The following is a 15509-nucleotide window of genomic DNA, read 5'->3' as shown; positions in this document are numbered from 1 at the left end:
AGACCGCAGGGAAAATCTGGCCCGCAGCATAGCGATTTTTCTTATAACCAGTTATATCGATACGATCTATCTTTATGCCTTACTCGCCACCACCCTGTAGGAGCTGCCGCAGGCTGCGATCTTTTGACTTGATTTTTCAAGATTGAAAGATCGCAGCCTCGTTGCACTCGACAGCTCCTACAGGGGGTTACGGTGGGGGTTATTGCACCGGCAGGAAATTCAGAAACAACAGGCTCTGCGCATAATTCAGACCGATGCGCCGGTAGCGCTCATCGAGCATCTGCGTCAACAAGTCCAGCCTCGCAACGATCTTGCCGAACTCCACGGCAAAACTCAGGTTGCTGCCCTCCTCCGAGATTTCGTTGGAGAACAGCATCGGCTGGCCATCCTTGTTCTGTCGCTGGCTCAAGATCCAGGTGGCGATTTCAATGTTGCGCGCGGCGTTGCTGACGAACGTCGGGTTGATTGCGTCCGTCATGTAGAACTCCAGGCGATTGCCGTGGGCGGTGACCAGCATGCTGCCGATGGCATAAATAAACGCCCCGACCCGGTCGCCGAGAAACTCCGGACTCATGGCAAAGCGCAACGCCGCCAGGTCTTTTTTTCCGCCCAGGGTGGGTAACGGCTGTTGCTGCTCGATGGCCAAGCGTACTTGCTTGCCGGCGGTGCGGGCGTCGAGGAAGCCGGATTTTTTCAGTTCATCGGGGTTGCGCAAGTAGAGCTTGCTCATCAGCAGATAAAGGCTGTCGAGGTTGTCACGCATGGTCAGCGTGGCCATGCGGTCGACGCTGGTTTGCAGGAATTCCTGGGGTTTTCCTTCGCGGATCTGGGTAAAAAGGTCATTGCCTGGCTGATGACTGCAGCCGCTGGCGCAGAGCAGCAACAGACCGGCCAACAGGCGAACGCGGACAAGGTTAAAGGGCAACACTCGAACCATAAGGGATTGGACTGACACATTCCTGTGCGGCGGGATTCGCCGCAACGGCTATGGATAGAGCCGGTCAATTGGAAAAAGTGCAGTGGTGCGGGTGAGCAATCGATCACCGGCAGTCAGGTTGCTTACCTCTGTAGGAGCTGTCGAGTGCAACGAGGCTGCGATCTTTTGATTTGGTTTTCAAGATCAGGATCAAAAGATCGCAGCCTTCGGCAGCTCCTACCAAGCCGAGCGTATAACCGAAGCAATCAAATGAACCCAAAGGCTATGCTGATGCCAACCACAATAATGCCCAAAAGGAACCAAGCATGCGCACGCTACAACTGGCCGGCATCCACGTACCCGTCATCGGCCAAGGCACTTGGCAGATGGGCGAAGACCACACCCGCCAAAAAGAAGAAGTCGCCGCCCTGCGCCAGGGTATCGAACTGGGCATGACCCTGATCGACACCGCCGAGATGTACGCCGAGGGCGGCGCCGAGCAAGTGGTGGCACAGGCTATCGCCGGCCAGCGCGACAACGTCTTCCTCGTCAGCAAGGTCTACCCACACAACGCCAGCCGCAAAGGCGTCCCCGAGGCATGCGAGCGCAGCCTGCGCCGGCTAAAAACTGATCATATCGACCTGTACTTGCTGCACTGGCGAGGCCAGTACCCGCTGGAAGAAACCGTCGAAGCCTTCGAACGCCTGCGCGAAGCGGGCAAGATCGGCCGCTGGGGCGTGTCCAATTTCGACGTCGATGATCTGCAGGAATTGAACGCCCCGGCCTGCGCCACCAATCAGGTGCTCTACAACCTGGAAGAACGTGGCATAGAATTTGATCTATTGCCCTGGTGCCAGCAGCACCAGATGCCGGTCATGGCCTACTGCCCGATCGGCCAGGGCGGCAAGATGCTCGCCAACGCTACGCTCAAACAAGTGGCTGCCCGCCACGGCGTGACGCCCGCCCAGGTATCGCTGGCATGGCTGCTTCGGCAGGACGGAGTGATTGCCATCCCCAAGGCGGTCCGCCCCGAACATGTGCGACTCAATGCGCAAGCGGCGCAGTTGCAACTGGAGGCTGGGGATCTGGAGGCGCTGGACCAAGCGTTTCACGCGCCCAAACGCAAGCAGCGGCTGGCCATGGTCTGAGCCATCACGCTGTCAGAGGGCTTCGACATGAGAAGCACCGATCAACCGGACGACTTTAACCTGCAACGCTTTATCCAGGCGCAAGACCCGGTGTTCGACCGGGTCCAGGCCGAATTGAATGCCGGCCACAAACGCAGCCACTGGATGTGGTTCGTCTTTCCGCAGTTTGCCGGGCTGGGCGGCAGCGAAATGTCCCGACGCTACGCCATCCGCTCCCGGGAAGAAGCGCAGGCTTACCTTGATCATCCCCTGTTGGGTGCCCGATTGCGCACCTGCACCCAGGAAGTGCTGAACATCGAGCAACGTTCGGTGGCGGCCATTTTCGGTCATCCCGATGACCTGAAATTTCACTCATCGATGACCCTGTTCGCCCAGGTCGCCGCCGACGACAGCCCGTTCCACCAAGCCTTGAACCAGTACTTCCACGGCATACTGGATGACTGGACGTTGTCGCTGATGGACTCAAAACAAGCCCAGTTGCCCACCAATCAGGGTTGAGAAATCGTCATCGACAAACGGCAGGATCGCGTCCGCCACCGGTTGCAGCTGTTTGCTGATGTAGTGATCGTAATCGATGGGTGCGCTGCGGATTTCCAGCGGCTCGGGGCCGGCGACGGTGATCACGTAGCTGATCCAGCCTCCGTTCTGGTACTGCCTTGGGCGGCCCTGCTGGTCGTTGTATTCGTCGGCGATGCGCGCCGCCCGCACATGCGGCGGCACGTTGCGCTGATAGTCGTCGAGGGTTCGGCGCAGGCGCTTGCGGTAGATCAGCCGATCATCGAACTCGCCGGCCAGGGTCTTGCGCACGTAATCGCGCACGTAGTCCTGATACGGTTTGCGGTGGAAGATCATTGAATACAGCTCTTGCTGGAACTGCCGGGCCAGCAGCGACCAGTCGGTGCGCACGGTTTCCAGGCCTTTGTAGATCATCTCGTCGGTGCCATCAGCGCGGGTGACCAGTCCGGCATAACGCTTCTTGCTGCCCTCCTCCGCCCCGCGAATGGTCGGCATCAAAAAGCGTTTGTAGTGGGTTTCGTATTGCAGCTCCAGCGCACTTTCCAGGCCGTAATCCTGCTGCACATGTTCACGCCACCACTGATTGACGTGATCCACCAACGCTTGGCCGATCTGCGCGGCTTCCTGTTGACCGTGGGCACGGCGCAGCCAGACGAAGGTCGAGTCGGTGTCGCCGTAAATCACCGTGTGGCCCTGGGCCTCGATCAACTGGCGGGTGCGCAGCATGATCTCGTGGCCGCGCAAGGTAATGGATGACGCCAGACGCGTATCGAAGAAGCGGCAACCGCTGGACCCGAGCACGCCGTAGAAGGCATTCATGATGATTTTCAGCGCCTGAGAAAGGGGCGCGTTGTGTTCGCGCTTGGCGGTTTCCCGGCCCTCGGCGACCCGCGAGACGATGGCCGGCAAACAATGCCGCGTGCGGGAAAACCGCGCCCCGCGAAAGCCTGGCACCGAGTCGCCATCGTCAGGGTGCTTGAGCCCTTCGATCAGCCCCACCGGGTCGATGAGGAACGTGCGGATGATCGACGGATAGAGGCTTTTGTAGTCGAACACCAGCACCGACTCGTACAGGCCCGGTTGCGAGTCCATGACAAAACCACCGGGGCTGGCTTGCGCTGGCTTACTGCCCAGGTTCGGCGCGACGAAGCCCTGGCGATGCATCAACGGCATATACAGATGCGTGAACGCCGCCACCGAGCCGCCCATGCGGTCCACCGGCAAACCGGTGACGCTGGCCCGTTCCAGCAGGAATGTCAGCAACTCGGTCTTGGCGAAGATCCGCGTGACCAGTTCGCAGTCCTTGAGGTTGTACTTGGCCAGCGCCGGTTTGTCCTCGGCGAACATGCGGTTGATTTCGTCCATGCGCTGATACGGGGTATCGATGGCCTTGCCTTCGCCCAGCAGGGTTTGCGCGACGTTTTCCAGGCTGAACGACGGGAAGCTCCAGGTTGCCGAACGCAGGGCTTCGATGCCGTCGATGATCAGCCGGCCAGCGGCGGACGCAAAGTAATGGTTGCCGCTGCCGTGTTCGCGCCACTGCATTTCATCGCCGCCACGCCCCAGTTTCAGCGGCACCGCCAGGCGCCGGGCATGTTCGTGCAACACCCGCAGGTCGAACTGCACGACGTTCCAGCCGATGATCGCATCGGGGTCATGTTGGGCGAACCAGTCGTTGAGTTTTTTCAGCAGCAGCGTTCGTGACTCGCAGTATTCGAGCTGGAAATCCACCTCGCTGTCGTCGCCATTGGCCGGGCCGAGCATGTACACCTGGCGCTCGCCGCAGCCTTCCAGGGCGATGGAGTACAAGTCGCCCTGAGCGGTGGTTTCGATGTCCAGCGACACCAGTTTCAGGCTCGGTCGGTAATCCGGATCGGGTTTCATCTGTGCATCGAGCAGCAGGCCATCGGCACCCGGCGTGGCGCTAAAGCGTACCGGTGCAGTGATGAAGCGCTCCATCATGTAGCGCTCGGGCGGGCGCACGTCAGCTTCGTACACCTCGATGCCGGCCCGACGCAGCGCAGTTTCCAGGCGCATCAACTGTCCGTGTTGCCGGCAATACAGACCGAGCACCGGTCGATGTTCGAAATCCAGCAGCGCCAGGGTTTTGAGCTCGACGTTTTTCTCGTCGTGCAACAGCGCCTCGGCCTGTTCACGCTGCGCGGCCGGAATGAACGCCACCGACGGCTGATGAGGCAGGCGGATACACTGCGGACCGCTGTCGGTCGCCAGCCAGAACTCGACTTCCGTGCCGGCCGGGGTATCGCGCCAATGCCGGGTCAGGACGAAGCCCTGCGGTAAATCCACCACTGCAAACCTCAGATTTGATTCAGGGTGATGATTCTACGCGTGATCGCCGACGATAGCGCCCAAACATCCTGCCGACGCCCACCAACACCCCGTAGCAGCTGCCGAGCCTGCGAGGCTGCGTTCGGCTGCGCAGCAGTCGTAAATTCAGGCGCTGCGGTGTATCAGGCAAAACGCGTTCGCCGGTTTTGCGACTGCTGCGCAGCCGAACGCAACCTCGCAGGCTCGGCAGCTGCTACAGAAAGTGGGTGTTCTGGGAAAAAAACCGCCGAATGACGTTTTTTGAGTGTTATCTGCCGCTTTCGCCCTTGCCCTGAACGCTTGCGTCTACGATTCTTCAATAACAACGACAATACCCGGGAAACCGCCATGAAAACCGTCGCGCAACTGCTCAAGCTGAAAGATCAGAAAAACCAGGAAGTGCACCAGATCAAACCGGATCACATGGTGCTCGAAGCGCTGATGAAAATGGCCGAAAAGAACGTCGGAGCCTTGCTGGTGGTGGAAAACGACCAAGTGCTGGGCATCATCAGCGAGCGGGACTACGCGCGCAAACTGGTGCTGCATGGCCGTTCTTCGGTGGGTACGCCGGTGCGCGACATCATGGTGTCGCCGGTGATCACCGTGGACACCCACCAGACTGTCGACACCTGCCTGGGCATCATGTCCGACAGACGCCTGCGTCACTTGCCGGTGGTGGAAAACGGCAAGTTGATCGGCCTGCTGTCGATCGGTGACCTGGTCAAGGAAGCCATCGCCGAACAGGCTGAACTGATTCGTCAGCTAGAGCAGTACATTCGCGGCGAGTAATGCGAGTCCTGTAGGAGCAAGGCTTGCCCGCGATTGAGGCACCTCGGTTTTCAGGCCAACCGAGTCATCGTTCATCGCGGGCAAGCCTTGCTCCTACAAGGGCGCGGGCCAATGCCGGGCGAAGACCGGTGCCAGTGTCGGATGCCGATCAATACGTTCCAGCCACGCGAAAAACCCCGGCCGGGTGGTGCGCAAATGCTCCCGGCTCCCGGCCCATCGCGTAATCACCGCGGCCAGCACGTCCAGAGCGCCGGGTTTTTCGTCCCCCAGATACAGCTCAGCGGAAAACTGGTCGGCAAACACTTCCCAACTCCAGTGAAGACGCTGCCGGGCGCCAGCCATGAGGTTTTCTCGCGACACCTCATCCGCCCTGACCAGCCAGCGTTCGGGGTAATCGATGATGCCAATGGCCGCATAACAATTGCTGACGATGTATACCATCCCGCGAATGACCTGGTCTCGTTCCGCGGCTTCATACGGCAATAGCTTCGAGCGGGGAAACGTCATCCCGAGATGAATCAGGATCGCCGCGCTCTCGGTGAGGATGCCGCCATCGGGCAATTGCAGCGTGGGGATCTGCTTGAGCGGGTTGAGCTTTTCCAGAGCCTGGGCGGCCTCCGGGGATGACTCGACATCGATGAAACGATAAGGAATCTCACACAGCTCCAGTGCGGCCTCGATCGCCGCCGCGCCCGAATTCTTATGACCATAGAGCTGGTACATACACACCTCCTTGGGTTGCTCTCTAGCAGCTGACTCTGACCCCGTTGAAAAATTTCTTCAGCGCACTGCATCCAAAACGCTTATCCAAGGGTAGTACCTGTAGCAGCCCCTGTTGCTGTCGAGCGCAGTACTTACTTTCGGAGAGCTATTGATGAACGCCAAACAGCTGATTTGCCTTGTCGGATTGTTCACTGCCATCCCTGCGGCCTACGCCCAGACCGGCCTGCCCGACAGCATCAAGGTACCGGACGGGCACAAGGTCGCCATGGAAACCACCGGAGTCGGCGAGATTACCTACGAGTGCCGGGACAAGGCCAATGCAGCCGGCCAGACCGAATGGACCTTCGTCGGCCCCAAAGCCGTACTCAATGATCGCAGCGGCAAGCAGGTTGGCACCTATTTCGGACCACCGGCCACCTGGCAAGCCAAGGACGGGTCGAAAGTCACTGGCACCCAATTGGCTGTCGCGCCGTCGAGTCCGGGCAACCTGCCTTACCAATTGGTCAAGGCCAACCCGGCCGAAGGCAAAGGCGCCATGAGCGGCGTCAGTTACATCCAGCGTGTCGCCCTCAAGGGTGGCGTCGCGCCGGGCACCGAGTGCACGACGGCCAACAAGGGCAAGCAGGAAGTGGTGAAGTATCAGGCGGATTATATTTTCTGGGCGGCCAGTTAAATCCCTGAATCCGACCCGAATGCCGTTTGTTTGCTAGATTGCATTCGACATTTCACCCCATTGCCGGACGAGAACAGTGTCCCTGCCCGAACCGCTTTTTGATTACGAACAGCACCTGGCTCGCTGCGCACGCGGTGAGCGTCAGGCCCTGCGCGATTTGTATGTGCAGGAGAGCCCGCGGTTGCTGGGAGTGGCCAAGCGTCTGGTGCGCGACACGGCGCTGGCCGAGGACATCGTCCACGATGCGTTCCTGAAGATCTGGAGCGGCGCCGGGCGTTTTGACCCGGCGCGGGGTTCGGCGCGAGGCTGGATGTTCAGCGTGACCCGGCATCTGGCACTCAACCACCTGCGTGATCACAGCCGCGAGGTGCAAGGCGATGTCGATCTGCCGGACGACGTACAGACCTTCGAAATACAGGAACACTCGGCACGCATCCATCTGTGCCTGGAACAACTGGAACCGGCGCGACGCAGCTGCATTGTGCACGCCTACGTCGACGGTTATTCCCACGCGCAGATTTCACACAAACTCGGTACCCCGCTGGGCACCGTCAAAGCCTGGATCAAGCGGAGCCTGACGGCATTGCGGGAGTGCATGGGATGATCACCAGACCCACCGACGAAACCCCGGAAGCGCTCGACGAACTGGCCAGTGAATACGTGCTGGGGACGCTGTCGGCCGAACAGAGAACGGAAGTTCAGCGACGCCTGCACAGCGATATCGGGCTGCGCACCGCGATAGACACCTGGGAACGTCGCTTGCTGGGCCTGACCGAACTGGCCGAGCCGTACACCCCATCGACACATTTGTGGCGGCGCATCGAACGCAGCCTGAATGCCCTGAACCACCAGCCAACGGCGGCGTCCTGGTGGAACCGCCTGCCACTGTGGCGTGGGCTTGCCGGTGCAGGGCTGGCCGCGACGCTGTTGCTCGGCACGATGTTGCTGACGCAAACCACGGTCAAACCAACCTACCTCGTGGTGCTGGTCGCCCCGCAGGACAAGGCTCCGGGCTGGGTGATCCAGGCCAGCAACCCCAGAGAAATCCAGTTGATCCCGCTGGGCGTTGTGGAGGTGCCCGCAGACAAGGCGCTGGAATTCTGGACCAAAGGCGAAGGCTGGCAGGGGCCGGTGTCACTCGGTTTGGTGAAACCGGGCCAAACACTGTCGGTGCCGCTGGATAAATTGCCGCCACTGGAACCGAACCAGTTGTTCGAACTGACCCTGGAAAACCCCAATGGCTCGCCAATCGGCAAACCGACCGGGCCGATTCAGTTCATCGGGCGCGCGGTGAAAGTGCTCTGAGCGGCATCATCAGCCGCACGACAGGTATGTCGCTCGCTCTATCAATGCCGTCGATGTTCACAATCACGTCAATGAAGTTCTCTTAAAAATTGCGCGGCGTAACATCAGCTCCATACCAACCCATTACACCCCGGAGCACACGATCATGAAACGCCAAACCATCCTCAGCATCGCTTTCTCGATCTTTGCGGTTAACGCTTTCGCCGCAACTTCTGCTCAACCTGTAGTCGCTGAAGGCGGCTCGGATCGACTGATTGAAAGCCGTGTGGCTGAAGGTGGTTCGGATCGTCTGATCCAGAATCGTGTGGCTGAAGGCGGTTCTGATCGCCTGATCGAAAACCGCGTCGCTGCCGATGGTTCGGATCGTTTGAAAGGTAATGAAGTGGCTGCCGATGGCTCTGATCGCCTGAAAGGCAATGAAGTCGCCGCCGATGGCTCTGATCGCCTGAAAGGCAATGAAGTCGCCGCCGATGGTTCGGATCGTTTGAAAGGTAATGAAGTGGCTGCCGATGGCTCCGACCGCCTGCAAGGCAACACTGTCGCCTAAACGAATCGCTTCACCGCAATACCCCGAAAAGCCCGGCCTGATCAGCCGGGCTTTTTCGTGCGTGCAATCTCCTGTGGGAGCGAGCTTGCTCCGGGCGGCGTTCCGACGATGACCTCAAGTGCGCCGCGTTAATCCTGTGAGTACGCGTCATCGTTAACGTCCATCGCGAGCAGGCTCGCTCCTACAGTTGACCGCATTTCCCTGAAGGAACTAATTCGCACGCGCCATGCAGCGCTGGTAACGCTCATCGACTCGTTTGGCAAACCATGCCGTGGTGAGTTTGCGGGTGATTTTCGGGCTTTGCAGCACGATCCCCGGCAGCACCGCGCGGGGCAGTGGCCGCCCTTCAGCCTTTTCCGCCAATGCAAAGACCCGCTGATACAGCTTGCTGTTCTCGAACGCCAGCGTGTTGCCCTCCTCCAGTTGGTCCCTGATCGTCGGATTGCGCATGTCCAGTTGCTTGCCGAGGGTGCGTACCGCCAGTTCCGTGGTGCCGGGCATGATCGAACCGTAGCGAACGAGGTCGCCATCCAGCGCCAAGGGGATGCCCGAAGCTCGACTCACGGCATTCTGGAACGCGGCATTGCGGCTGGCGTACCAACCGGCGTTGAAATCGGCGAAGCGATACAACGGCTGCGGGTAATTCACCGGATAGCCGAGCAAATGGGCGATGCCGAAGTACATACCGCCACGACGGGTAAAGACTTCACGGCGGATCGAACCGTCCACCGGGTAGGGATAATCCTTGGCCTGTTGCTCGGCGAACTCGATGCTGACCTGCATCGGCCCGCCGGTATGCACCGGGTTGAAGCCTGCGAACAGCGTCTTGCCCATCGGCACCATGCCGATGAAATCATCGAAAATCGCGCTCAATTCCTTCTCGCTGCGCGCCGCATTCAATCGATCGCTGTAGGTTTTGCCATTGGGCGAACTGACCCGCAGAGCCCCGCTGACCAACAGACCGGGAATGTGCGCCGAGGCTGCCCGGCGGTCGATTTCGTCACGGGCGATCTTACCCAGGCCGGGCACGGTGGGATCAACCTGAAAAGTCGACTCCTGCTCAGTGACGGCCAGTACCGCACAGAGGTTTTGCGTGGTCGGCGCGATGTTTTGCGCGGCGAATGCCGCATAGATATCCGTGGCCCAGCCCTGGCGGTCGACGGTTTTCGCCGGTAGCAGGCGCACGATTTCCGCCTTGACCTCGGCGGGTTTGCGCGCCGGTGGCTCCTGGGTCCGTTGACTGCTGCAACCGGCCAGCACCAGCAACGCGGCGAGGCTCATGATCAATCGATGGGCTTGCATGTGGCTCCTGGTCATTCGATGCGCCGGGTCGACGATAAGGCCGATGGCATGGTGCTGGCTATGACCATGGCTTGCGAGGCTCCGTTCACGGACTGCGAGGCTAATGACAAACAGTTTTTGCAATACATTTGGGAACAACTACCATTTGTGTCTGGAGTCGCATTTGCGCAAGGAGTACCCGCGCCGTTCCAACTTACCTATCGGCGGCGCGCCGCCCAGGACCGGACCATGACTTCTCCAGCCCTTCCCTGCGTACCTTTTCGCCCGACCCTGCTCGCCCTGCTCTGCTCAATATCCATGACGGCCTTTGCGGCAACGCCCGAACCCACCGAAGGAAAACCGCTGGTGCTGGGCGATGTCAACGTCAATGCCGACGCCCCGGTGCCACCGGATCTGCCTCCGGTGTACGCCGGGGGTCAAGTCGCACGGGGCGGGCAACTGGGCGTGCTGGGCAACCAGGACATCATGGACGTGCCCTTCAGCGTCACCGCCTACACCGAAGAACTGATCCGCGACCAGCAAGCCGAAAACGTCGGTGATGTTCTGCTCAACGATTCATCGGTGCGCCAGGCCTCCGGGTTTTCCAACCAGGCACAGACCTTCATGATCCGCGGCCTGCCCCTCAATGGCGACGATATTTCCTTCAATGGCCTGTACGGCATCCTGCCGCGGCAGATCATTTCCACCGATGCCCTGGAGCGTGTGGAAGTGTTCAAAGGCCCGAACTCCTTCATCAACGGCGTGACCCCGTCCGGCTCCGGCATCGGCGGCGGCGTCAACGTGCAACCCAAGCGTGCCGTGGACACGCCCCTGCGGCGCTTCACCATGGACATCAGCGATGACGGCCGCATCGGCGAGCACATCGATGTCGGTCAGCGCTTTGGCGAAGACAACCGCTTCGGCGCGCGGATCAACCTGTCCCAGCGCGAAGGCGACACCGCCATCGACGATGAAAACCAGCGCTCCAAGCTGTTCGCCATCGGCCTGGACTACCGCGGCGATGCCCTGCGCATTTCCGGCGACTTCATCTATTCCAAGGAACGCATCAACGCTGGCCGCAGCTCGGTGAACCTGGGCAACACCACGCACATCCCGGATGCGCCATCGGCCGACACCAACTACGCGCAGAAGTGGGGCTTCAGCCAGATCGAAGACACCTTCGGCATGCTGCGCGCCGAGTACGACCTGAACGAGAGCTGGACGGCCTATGTCGCTGCCGGCGCCAAGCACACCCGCGAGGTCGGCAACTACGACGGCACCACCCTGGTCGGTAACGATGGCAGCTCCACCACCTCCGGCTCGTTCATTCCCCATGACGAGGACAACACCAGCGCCATGGGTGGCCTGCGGGGCAGATTCGCCACCGGCCCGGTCACCCACCAACTCAACCTTGGCCTGGCTGGCGTCTGGACCCAACAGCGCAACGCCTTCGATTTTGACCTGACTCAATACCCGAACAACATCTATCACCCGGTGGACGTGCCGGCGCCCCAGCCCGGCTTCTCCGGCGGCGACTTGCATGATCCCGGCATCACCGGCAAAACCTTCGCCCGCAGTGGCGCGGCCTCCGACACCCTGGGCTTCATGGATGACCGATTGCTGGTGACCGTCGGCGTGCGGCGCCAGCAATTGGTGGTGCAGAACTACGCTTATGGTTCCGGGCCGCGCACGTCAAACTACGACAAGTCGATCACCACCCCGGTCTACGGCATCGTGTTCAAACCATGGGAACACGTGTCGTTCTACGCCAACCGCATCGAAGGCCTGGCTGAAGGTCCGATTGCACCGACCACTGCCGGCTCGCGTGTGGTGGTCAACGGCAACGAGGCCTTTTCACCGGCCCGTTCCAAACAGATCGAAGCCGGCGTGAAAGTCGACATGGGCAACTATGGCGCGACCCTCGGTGTGTATCGCATCGAGCAACCGGCGGATGGCTACACCCAAGCCATCGATGCCACCACGGCAGAGTTCATTCACGACGGTGAGCAGGTCAACAAAGGCGTGGAACTCAACGTGTTCGGCGAACCGCTCGAAGGCCTGCGCCTGCTCAGTGGCGTGACGGTCATGGACACCGAACTGAAGAAAACCCAGGACGGCCTCAACGACGGCAACCACGCCATCGGCGTACCGACCTTCCAGTTCAACGCCAGCGTCGATTGGGATGTCCCCGGCCTGCAAGGCGTCGCTCTCAACGGGCGGATGTTGCGCACTGGCGGTCAGTACGCCGACGCGGCGAACAACCTTAGCCTGCCGACCTGGAACCGCTTCGACGCTGGTGCGCGTTATGCCTTCAGGGTTCAGGAAAAAGACGTGACCTTGCGCTTCAACGTCGAGAACGTGGCCAACAAGGAGTACTGGGAATCGGCCCAGGGCGGCTTCCTGACCCAGGGTGAACCACGGACGGCGAAGTTGTCGGGCACGATCGACTTCTGATCGCTGAACGCATTGCCTCTCGATCATTTCCGTTTGGCGGCCAACCTGGCCGCCCCGCAAGGCTGGACCATACTTGCTGCACACGGAAAGGAGGACAGGCTCATGCAGCGTAGCGACGTGTTGATCATCGGCGCCGGGCCGACCGGGCTGGTACTGGCACTGTGGCTGAGCAAACTGGGAATCCGCGTGCGGATTCTCGATAAAACCTCGACACCCGGCACCACGTCCCGGGCGTTGGCCGTGCAGGCGCGGACGCTGGAGTTGTATCGCCAGCTCGGCCTTGCCGACGCTATCGTGGAAAAAGGCCACCGCGTGGCGGCGGCCAATTTCTGGGTCAAGGGCAAGCCCGTGGTGCGCCTGCCGCTGAGCCGCGTCGGCGAAGGCCTCACGCCCTACGCGTTCCTCGAAATCTTCCCGCAGGATGAACATGAGCGGCTGCTGATCGAACGCCTCGCCACGTTCGGCATTACCGTCGAACGCGACACCGAGTTGCTCGGTTTCGAGGAAACCGGGGATGGCATCACCGCCACGTTGCGCCTGCCCGACGGCCAGCAAGAAACCTGTCAGACCTGTTATCTGGCCGGTTGCGACGGCGCTCGTTCAATCGTGCGCAAAACCCTCGACACCGCGTTTCCCGGTGGGACTTATCAGCAGATTTTCTATGTTGCCGATGTGCAGACCAGCGGACCGACGGCCAATGGCGAACTGCACCTGGATCTCGATGAAGCGGATTTCCTCGCCGTGTTCCCGTTGGACGGCCAAGGCCGTGCGCGCTTGATCGGCACGGTGCGCGACGAACGCGCCGAGCACGCCGAAACCCTGCGGTTCGAAGACGTCAGCAGCCAGGCCATCGAGCACATGAAGGTGAAGATCGAGCAAGTGAACTGGTTCTCGACCTATCGTGTGCATCATCGGGTGGCAGATCACTTCCGCACCGGACGCGCGTTTCTACTGGGCGACGCGGCCCATGTGCACAGCCCCGCCGGGGGCCAGGGCATGAATACCGGGATTGGCGATGCGATCAACCTGGCCTGGAAACTCGCGGCCGTATTGAGCGGCGGTGCCGAGGCCAGATTGCTCGCCACCTACGAAACCGAACGCATCGCGTTTGCCCGCAAACTGGTGGCAACCACCGACCGGGTCTTCACGTTCGCCACCGCCGAAGGCCGTATCGCCGACCTGCTGCGCACGCGCCTGGCGCCGTTCCTGATTCCGAAAATGGCTTCGTTTGAGATCTCCCGCGAATTCCTCTTCCGCACGGTCTCGCAAATCACTTTGAATTACCGGGGCATGCCGTTGAGCACGGGTGTTGCCGGACACGTCCATGGCGGCGACCGCCTGCCCTGGGCACACGATGGCGAGGGCGACAATTTCGAATCGCTGAAGTGTCCAGGCTGGCAGGTGCATGTGTATGGCGACACCAGCGACGAGATGATCGCCTGGTGCAGCGAGCATCATTTGCCGCTGCATGTGTTCGACTGGCGACCGGCGTTTGAAACCGCAGGCCTGGGGCGCAACGGCTTTTACCTGTTGCGGCCCGATACCTATGTGGCGATCGCCGAGACGAGTTCCGATCCGAAGGTGATTGAGCGGTATTTCAGTCATCAGGGGATTCGACCGTTTTTCAGCGTTCCCTGAAAACACCATGCCCCCTGTGGGAGCGGGCTTGCCCGCGATGACGGCGGCACATCCAGCATCTATGTGTCTGACATACCGCTATCGCGGGCAAGCCCGCTCCCACAGGGTTTTGCAGTGTTAGTCAGATCCCGGCCAACGCCAGATCCATCGCAAAGTAGGTGAAAATCAAATCCGCCCCGGCCCGTTTGATTGCCCCGAGGCTCTCGCGCACCACACGGTCTTCATCGATGGCGCCGGCCTGCGCGGCGAACTTGATCATCGCGTACTCGCCGCTGACCTGATACGCCGACAGCGGCAAACGCGAGGCTTCGCGGATGTCGCGGATGATGTCCAGGTACGCACCTGCCGGTTTGACCATCAGCGCATCGGCGCCTTCCTGTTCATCCAGCAGCGATTCGCGCAGCGCTTCGCGGCGGTTCATAGGGTTCATCTGATAGCTTTTGCGGTCGCCCTTGAGCGCGCTGCCGCCGGCTTCGCGGAATGGGCCGTAAAGGGCCGACGCGAATTTGGTCGAATAGGCCATGATCGCCGTCTGGGTAAACCCGGCCTGATCGAGCGCCCGGCGAATCGCCTGGACCTGCCCGTCCATGGCCGCCGAAGGTGCAATCACATCAGCCCCGGCGCTGGCTGCAGCCACCGCTTGTTTGCCGAGGTTGATCAGGGTCTGATCGTTGTCGACTTCATGGTTGTGCAGCACGCCGCAATGGCCGTGATCGGTGTACTCGCAGAAACAGGTGTCGGACATGACGATCATGTCCGGCACCGCATCCTTGGCGATGCGCGACATGCGCGATACCAGTCCATCCTCGCGCCAGGTATCGCTGCCATAACTGTCCAGATGATGGGACACGCCGAACGTCATCACCGACTTGATCCCGGCGCGGGCATAGCGTTCGATCTCGCCGGCCAGTTTCGATTCGGGAATGCGCACCACACCCGGCATGCTTTTGATTGGTACGAAGTCATCGATGTCTTCTTCGACGAAAATCGGCAGCACCAGGTCGTTCAGGCTGAATTCGGTTTCCTGGAACAGACTGCGCAGGCTCGCATTGCGGCGCAGACGGCGTGGACGTGCTTCGGGGAACTGGCTGGACATGGGTAATCCTGAAAATCGGGGGACAAAATGTAGGAGCGAGCCTGCTCGCGATGGTCGTCAACGATAACGCGCATTGTCTGAAAGTTCGCGTTGTC

Annotated in this window: 14 protein-coding genes; 9 read left to right on the top strand and 5 right to left on the bottom strand. The window is 60.6% G+C overall.

From position 1 onward, the window contains the following. Window positions 1–199 precede the first annotated feature (199 nt). The gene (locus tag ACM110_RS20630; protein ID WP_416129228.1) at window positions 200–937 is read right to left on the bottom strand and encodes a hypothetical protein; all 738 of its coding nucleotides are present in this window, start codon (window positions 935–937) and stop codon (window positions 200–202) included. Window positions 938–1242: 305 nt separating this feature from the next. Here ACM110_RS20630 and ACM110_RS20625 point away from each other — a divergent pair, with 305 nt between their 5' ends. Together ACM110_RS20625 and ACM110_RS20620 are read left to right on the top strand one after the other, a co-directional pair. Further along, on the top strand, window positions 1243–2064 hold the full coding sequence (locus ACM110_RS20625) for an aldo/keto reductase (RefSeq protein ID WP_416129227.1): 822 nt from the start codon (window positions 1243–1245) through the stop codon (window positions 2062–2064). Between the two features lie 27 nt (window positions 2065–2091). Next, a complete protein-coding gene (locus tag ACM110_RS20620; protein ID WP_416129226.1) occupies window positions 2092–2562 on the top strand; it encodes a DUF1810 domain-containing protein in 471 nt (156 codons plus the stop codon). On the opposite strand, the gene ACM110_RS20615 is transcribed toward ACM110_RS20620, so the two are convergent. Next, window positions 2527–4887, bottom strand: a complete 2361-nt coding sequence (locus tag ACM110_RS20615; RefSeq protein WP_416129225.1) for a DNA polymerase II — start codon at window positions 4885–4887, stop codon at window positions 2527–2529. The genes ACM110_RS20620 and ACM110_RS20615 overlap by 36 nt on opposite strands. Before the next feature lie 369 nt (window positions 4888–5256). Here ACM110_RS20615 and ACM110_RS20610 point away from each other — a divergent pair, with 369 nt between their 5' ends. Then, entirely contained in the window at window positions 5257–5697 is a 441-nt protein-coding gene (locus ACM110_RS20610) for a CBS domain-containing protein (RefSeq protein WP_084323695.1), read from the top strand. 93 nt (window positions 5698–5790) lie between these two features. Here the strand turns inward: ACM110_RS20610 and ACM110_RS20605 are convergent, their stop codons facing one another. Further along, a complete protein-coding gene (locus tag ACM110_RS20605; protein ID WP_416129224.1) occupies window positions 5791–6420 on the bottom strand; it encodes a glutathione S-transferase N-terminal domain-containing protein in 630 nt (209 codons plus the stop codon). 151 nt (window positions 6421–6571) lie between these two features. Between ACM110_RS20605 and ACM110_RS20600 the strand changes: the two genes are divergently transcribed. The 4 genes from ACM110_RS20600 to ACM110_RS20585 all read left to right on the top strand — a co-directional run bounded on the left by ACM110_RS20600 (window position 6572) and on the right by ACM110_RS20585 (window position 8945). Continuing rightward, the gene (locus ACM110_RS20600; protein ID WP_416129223.1) at window positions 6572–7093 is read left to right on the top strand and encodes a DUF3455 domain-containing protein; all 522 of its coding nucleotides are present in this window, start codon (window positions 6572–6574) and stop codon (window positions 7091–7093) included. A 76-nt stretch (window positions 7094–7169) separates the two neighbouring features. Further along, the gene (locus ACM110_RS20595; RefSeq protein WP_416129222.1) at window positions 7170–7697 is read left to right on the top strand and encodes a sigma-70 family RNA polymerase sigma factor; all 528 of its coding nucleotides are present in this window, start codon (window positions 7170–7172) and stop codon (window positions 7695–7697) included. After that, entirely contained in the window at window positions 7694–8398 is a 705-nt protein-coding gene (locus tag ACM110_RS20590; protein WP_416129221.1) for an anti-sigma factor domain-containing protein, read from the top strand. Before ACM110_RS20595 ends, ACM110_RS20590 begins: the two co-directional genes overlap by 4 nt. Window positions 8399–8543: 145 nt before the next feature. Continuing rightward, window positions 8544–8945 carry a hypothetical protein gene (locus tag ACM110_RS20585; RefSeq protein ID WP_416129220.1) on the top strand — a complete coding sequence of 134 codons (402 nt, stop codon included), beginning with the start codon at window positions 8544–8546 and terminating at the stop codon, window positions 8943–8945. A gap of 210 nt (window positions 8946–9155) precedes the next feature. Here ACM110_RS20585 and ACM110_RS20580 read toward each other — a convergent pair whose 3' ends face one another. Continuing rightward, entirely contained in the window at window positions 9156–10247 is a 1092-nt protein-coding gene (locus ACM110_RS20580; protein WP_416129219.1) for a DUF1615 domain-containing protein, read from the bottom strand. Window positions 10248–10475: 228 nt separating this feature from the next. Here ACM110_RS20580 and ACM110_RS20575 point away from each other — a divergent pair, with 228 nt between their 5' ends. Both ACM110_RS20575 and ACM110_RS20570 read left to right on the top strand, forming a co-directional pair. Next, on the top strand, window positions 10476–12680 hold the full coding sequence (locus ACM110_RS20575) for a TonB-dependent receptor (protein WP_416129218.1): 2205 nt from the start codon (window positions 10476–10478) through the stop codon (window positions 12678–12680). A gap of 102 nt (window positions 12681–12782) precedes the next feature. After that, window positions 12783–14318 carry an FAD-dependent oxidoreductase gene (locus ACM110_RS20570; RefSeq protein ID WP_416129217.1) on the top strand — a complete coding sequence of 512 codons (1536 nt, stop codon included), beginning with the start codon at window positions 12783–12785 and terminating at the stop codon, window positions 14316–14318. Window positions 14319–14439: 121 nt separating this feature from the next. On the opposite strand, the gene hemB is transcribed toward ACM110_RS20570, so the two are convergent. Then, window positions 14440–15414 (bottom strand): porphobilinogen synthase, encoded by a 975-nt coding sequence (gene hemB, locus ACM110_RS20565; RefSeq protein ID WP_416129216.1) that lies wholly within the window; start codon window positions 15412–15414, stop codon window positions 14440–14442. Window positions 15415–15509: the final 95 nt, after the last annotated feature.

The sequence above is a fragment of the Pseudomonas sp. NFX98 genome (assembly GCF_047784845.1).
In the GTDB taxonomy this organism is placed as follows: Bacteria; Pseudomonadota; Gammaproteobacteria; order Pseudomonadales; family Pseudomonadaceae; genus Aquipseudomonas.
The sequence above is the reverse complement of the archived record's forward strand: the minus strand, read 5'-3'. Positions and strand labels throughout refer to the sequence as shown.

Excerpts from the sequence above, each read along its gene's own strand:
- ACM110_RS20605 (WP_416129224.1), bottom strand. The coding sequence starts at position 6,420 with ATGTACCAGCTCTATGGTCATAAGAATTCGGGCGCGGCGGCGATCGAG.
- ACM110_RS20630 (WP_416129228.1), bottom strand. The coding sequence starts at position 937 with ATGGTTCGAGTGTTGCCCTTTAACCTTGTCCGCGTTCGCCTGTTGGCC.
- ACM110_RS20625 (WP_416129227.1), top strand. The coding sequence starts at position 1,243 with ATGCGCACGCTACAACTGGCCGGCATCCACGTACCCGTCATCGGCCAA.
- ACM110_RS20600 (WP_416129223.1), top strand. The coding sequence starts at position 6,572 with ATGAACGCCAAACAGCTGATTTGCCTTGTCGGATTGTTCACTGCCATC.
- ACM110_RS20580 (WP_416129219.1), bottom strand. The coding sequence starts at position 10,247 with ATGCAAGCCCATCGATTGATCATGAGCCTCGCCGCGTTGCTGGTGCTG.
- ACM110_RS20590 (WP_416129221.1), top strand. The coding sequence starts at position 7,694 with ATGATCACCAGACCCACCGACGAAACCCCGGAAGCGCTCGACGAACTG.
- ACM110_RS20575 (WP_416129218.1), top strand. The coding sequence starts at position 10,476 with ATGACTTCTCCAGCCCTTCCCTGCGTACCTTTTCGCCCGACCCTGCTC.
- ACM110_RS20570 (WP_416129217.1), top strand. The coding sequence starts at position 12,783 with ATGCAGCGTAGCGACGTGTTGATCATCGGCGCCGGGCCGACCGGGCTG.
- ACM110_RS20585 (WP_416129220.1), top strand. The coding sequence starts at position 8,544 with ATGAAACGCCAAACCATCCTCAGCATCGCTTTCTCGATCTTTGCGGTT.
- ACM110_RS20610 (WP_084323695.1), top strand. The coding sequence starts at position 5,257 with ATGAAAACCGTCGCGCAACTGCTCAAGCTGAAAGATCAGAAAAACCAG.
- hemB (WP_416129216.1), bottom strand. The coding sequence starts at position 15,414 with ATGTCCAGCCAGTTCCCCGAAGCACGTCCACGCCGTCTGCGCCGCAAT.
- ACM110_RS20620 (WP_416129226.1), top strand. The coding sequence starts at position 2,092 with ATGAGAAGCACCGATCAACCGGACGACTTTAACCTGCAACGCTTTATC.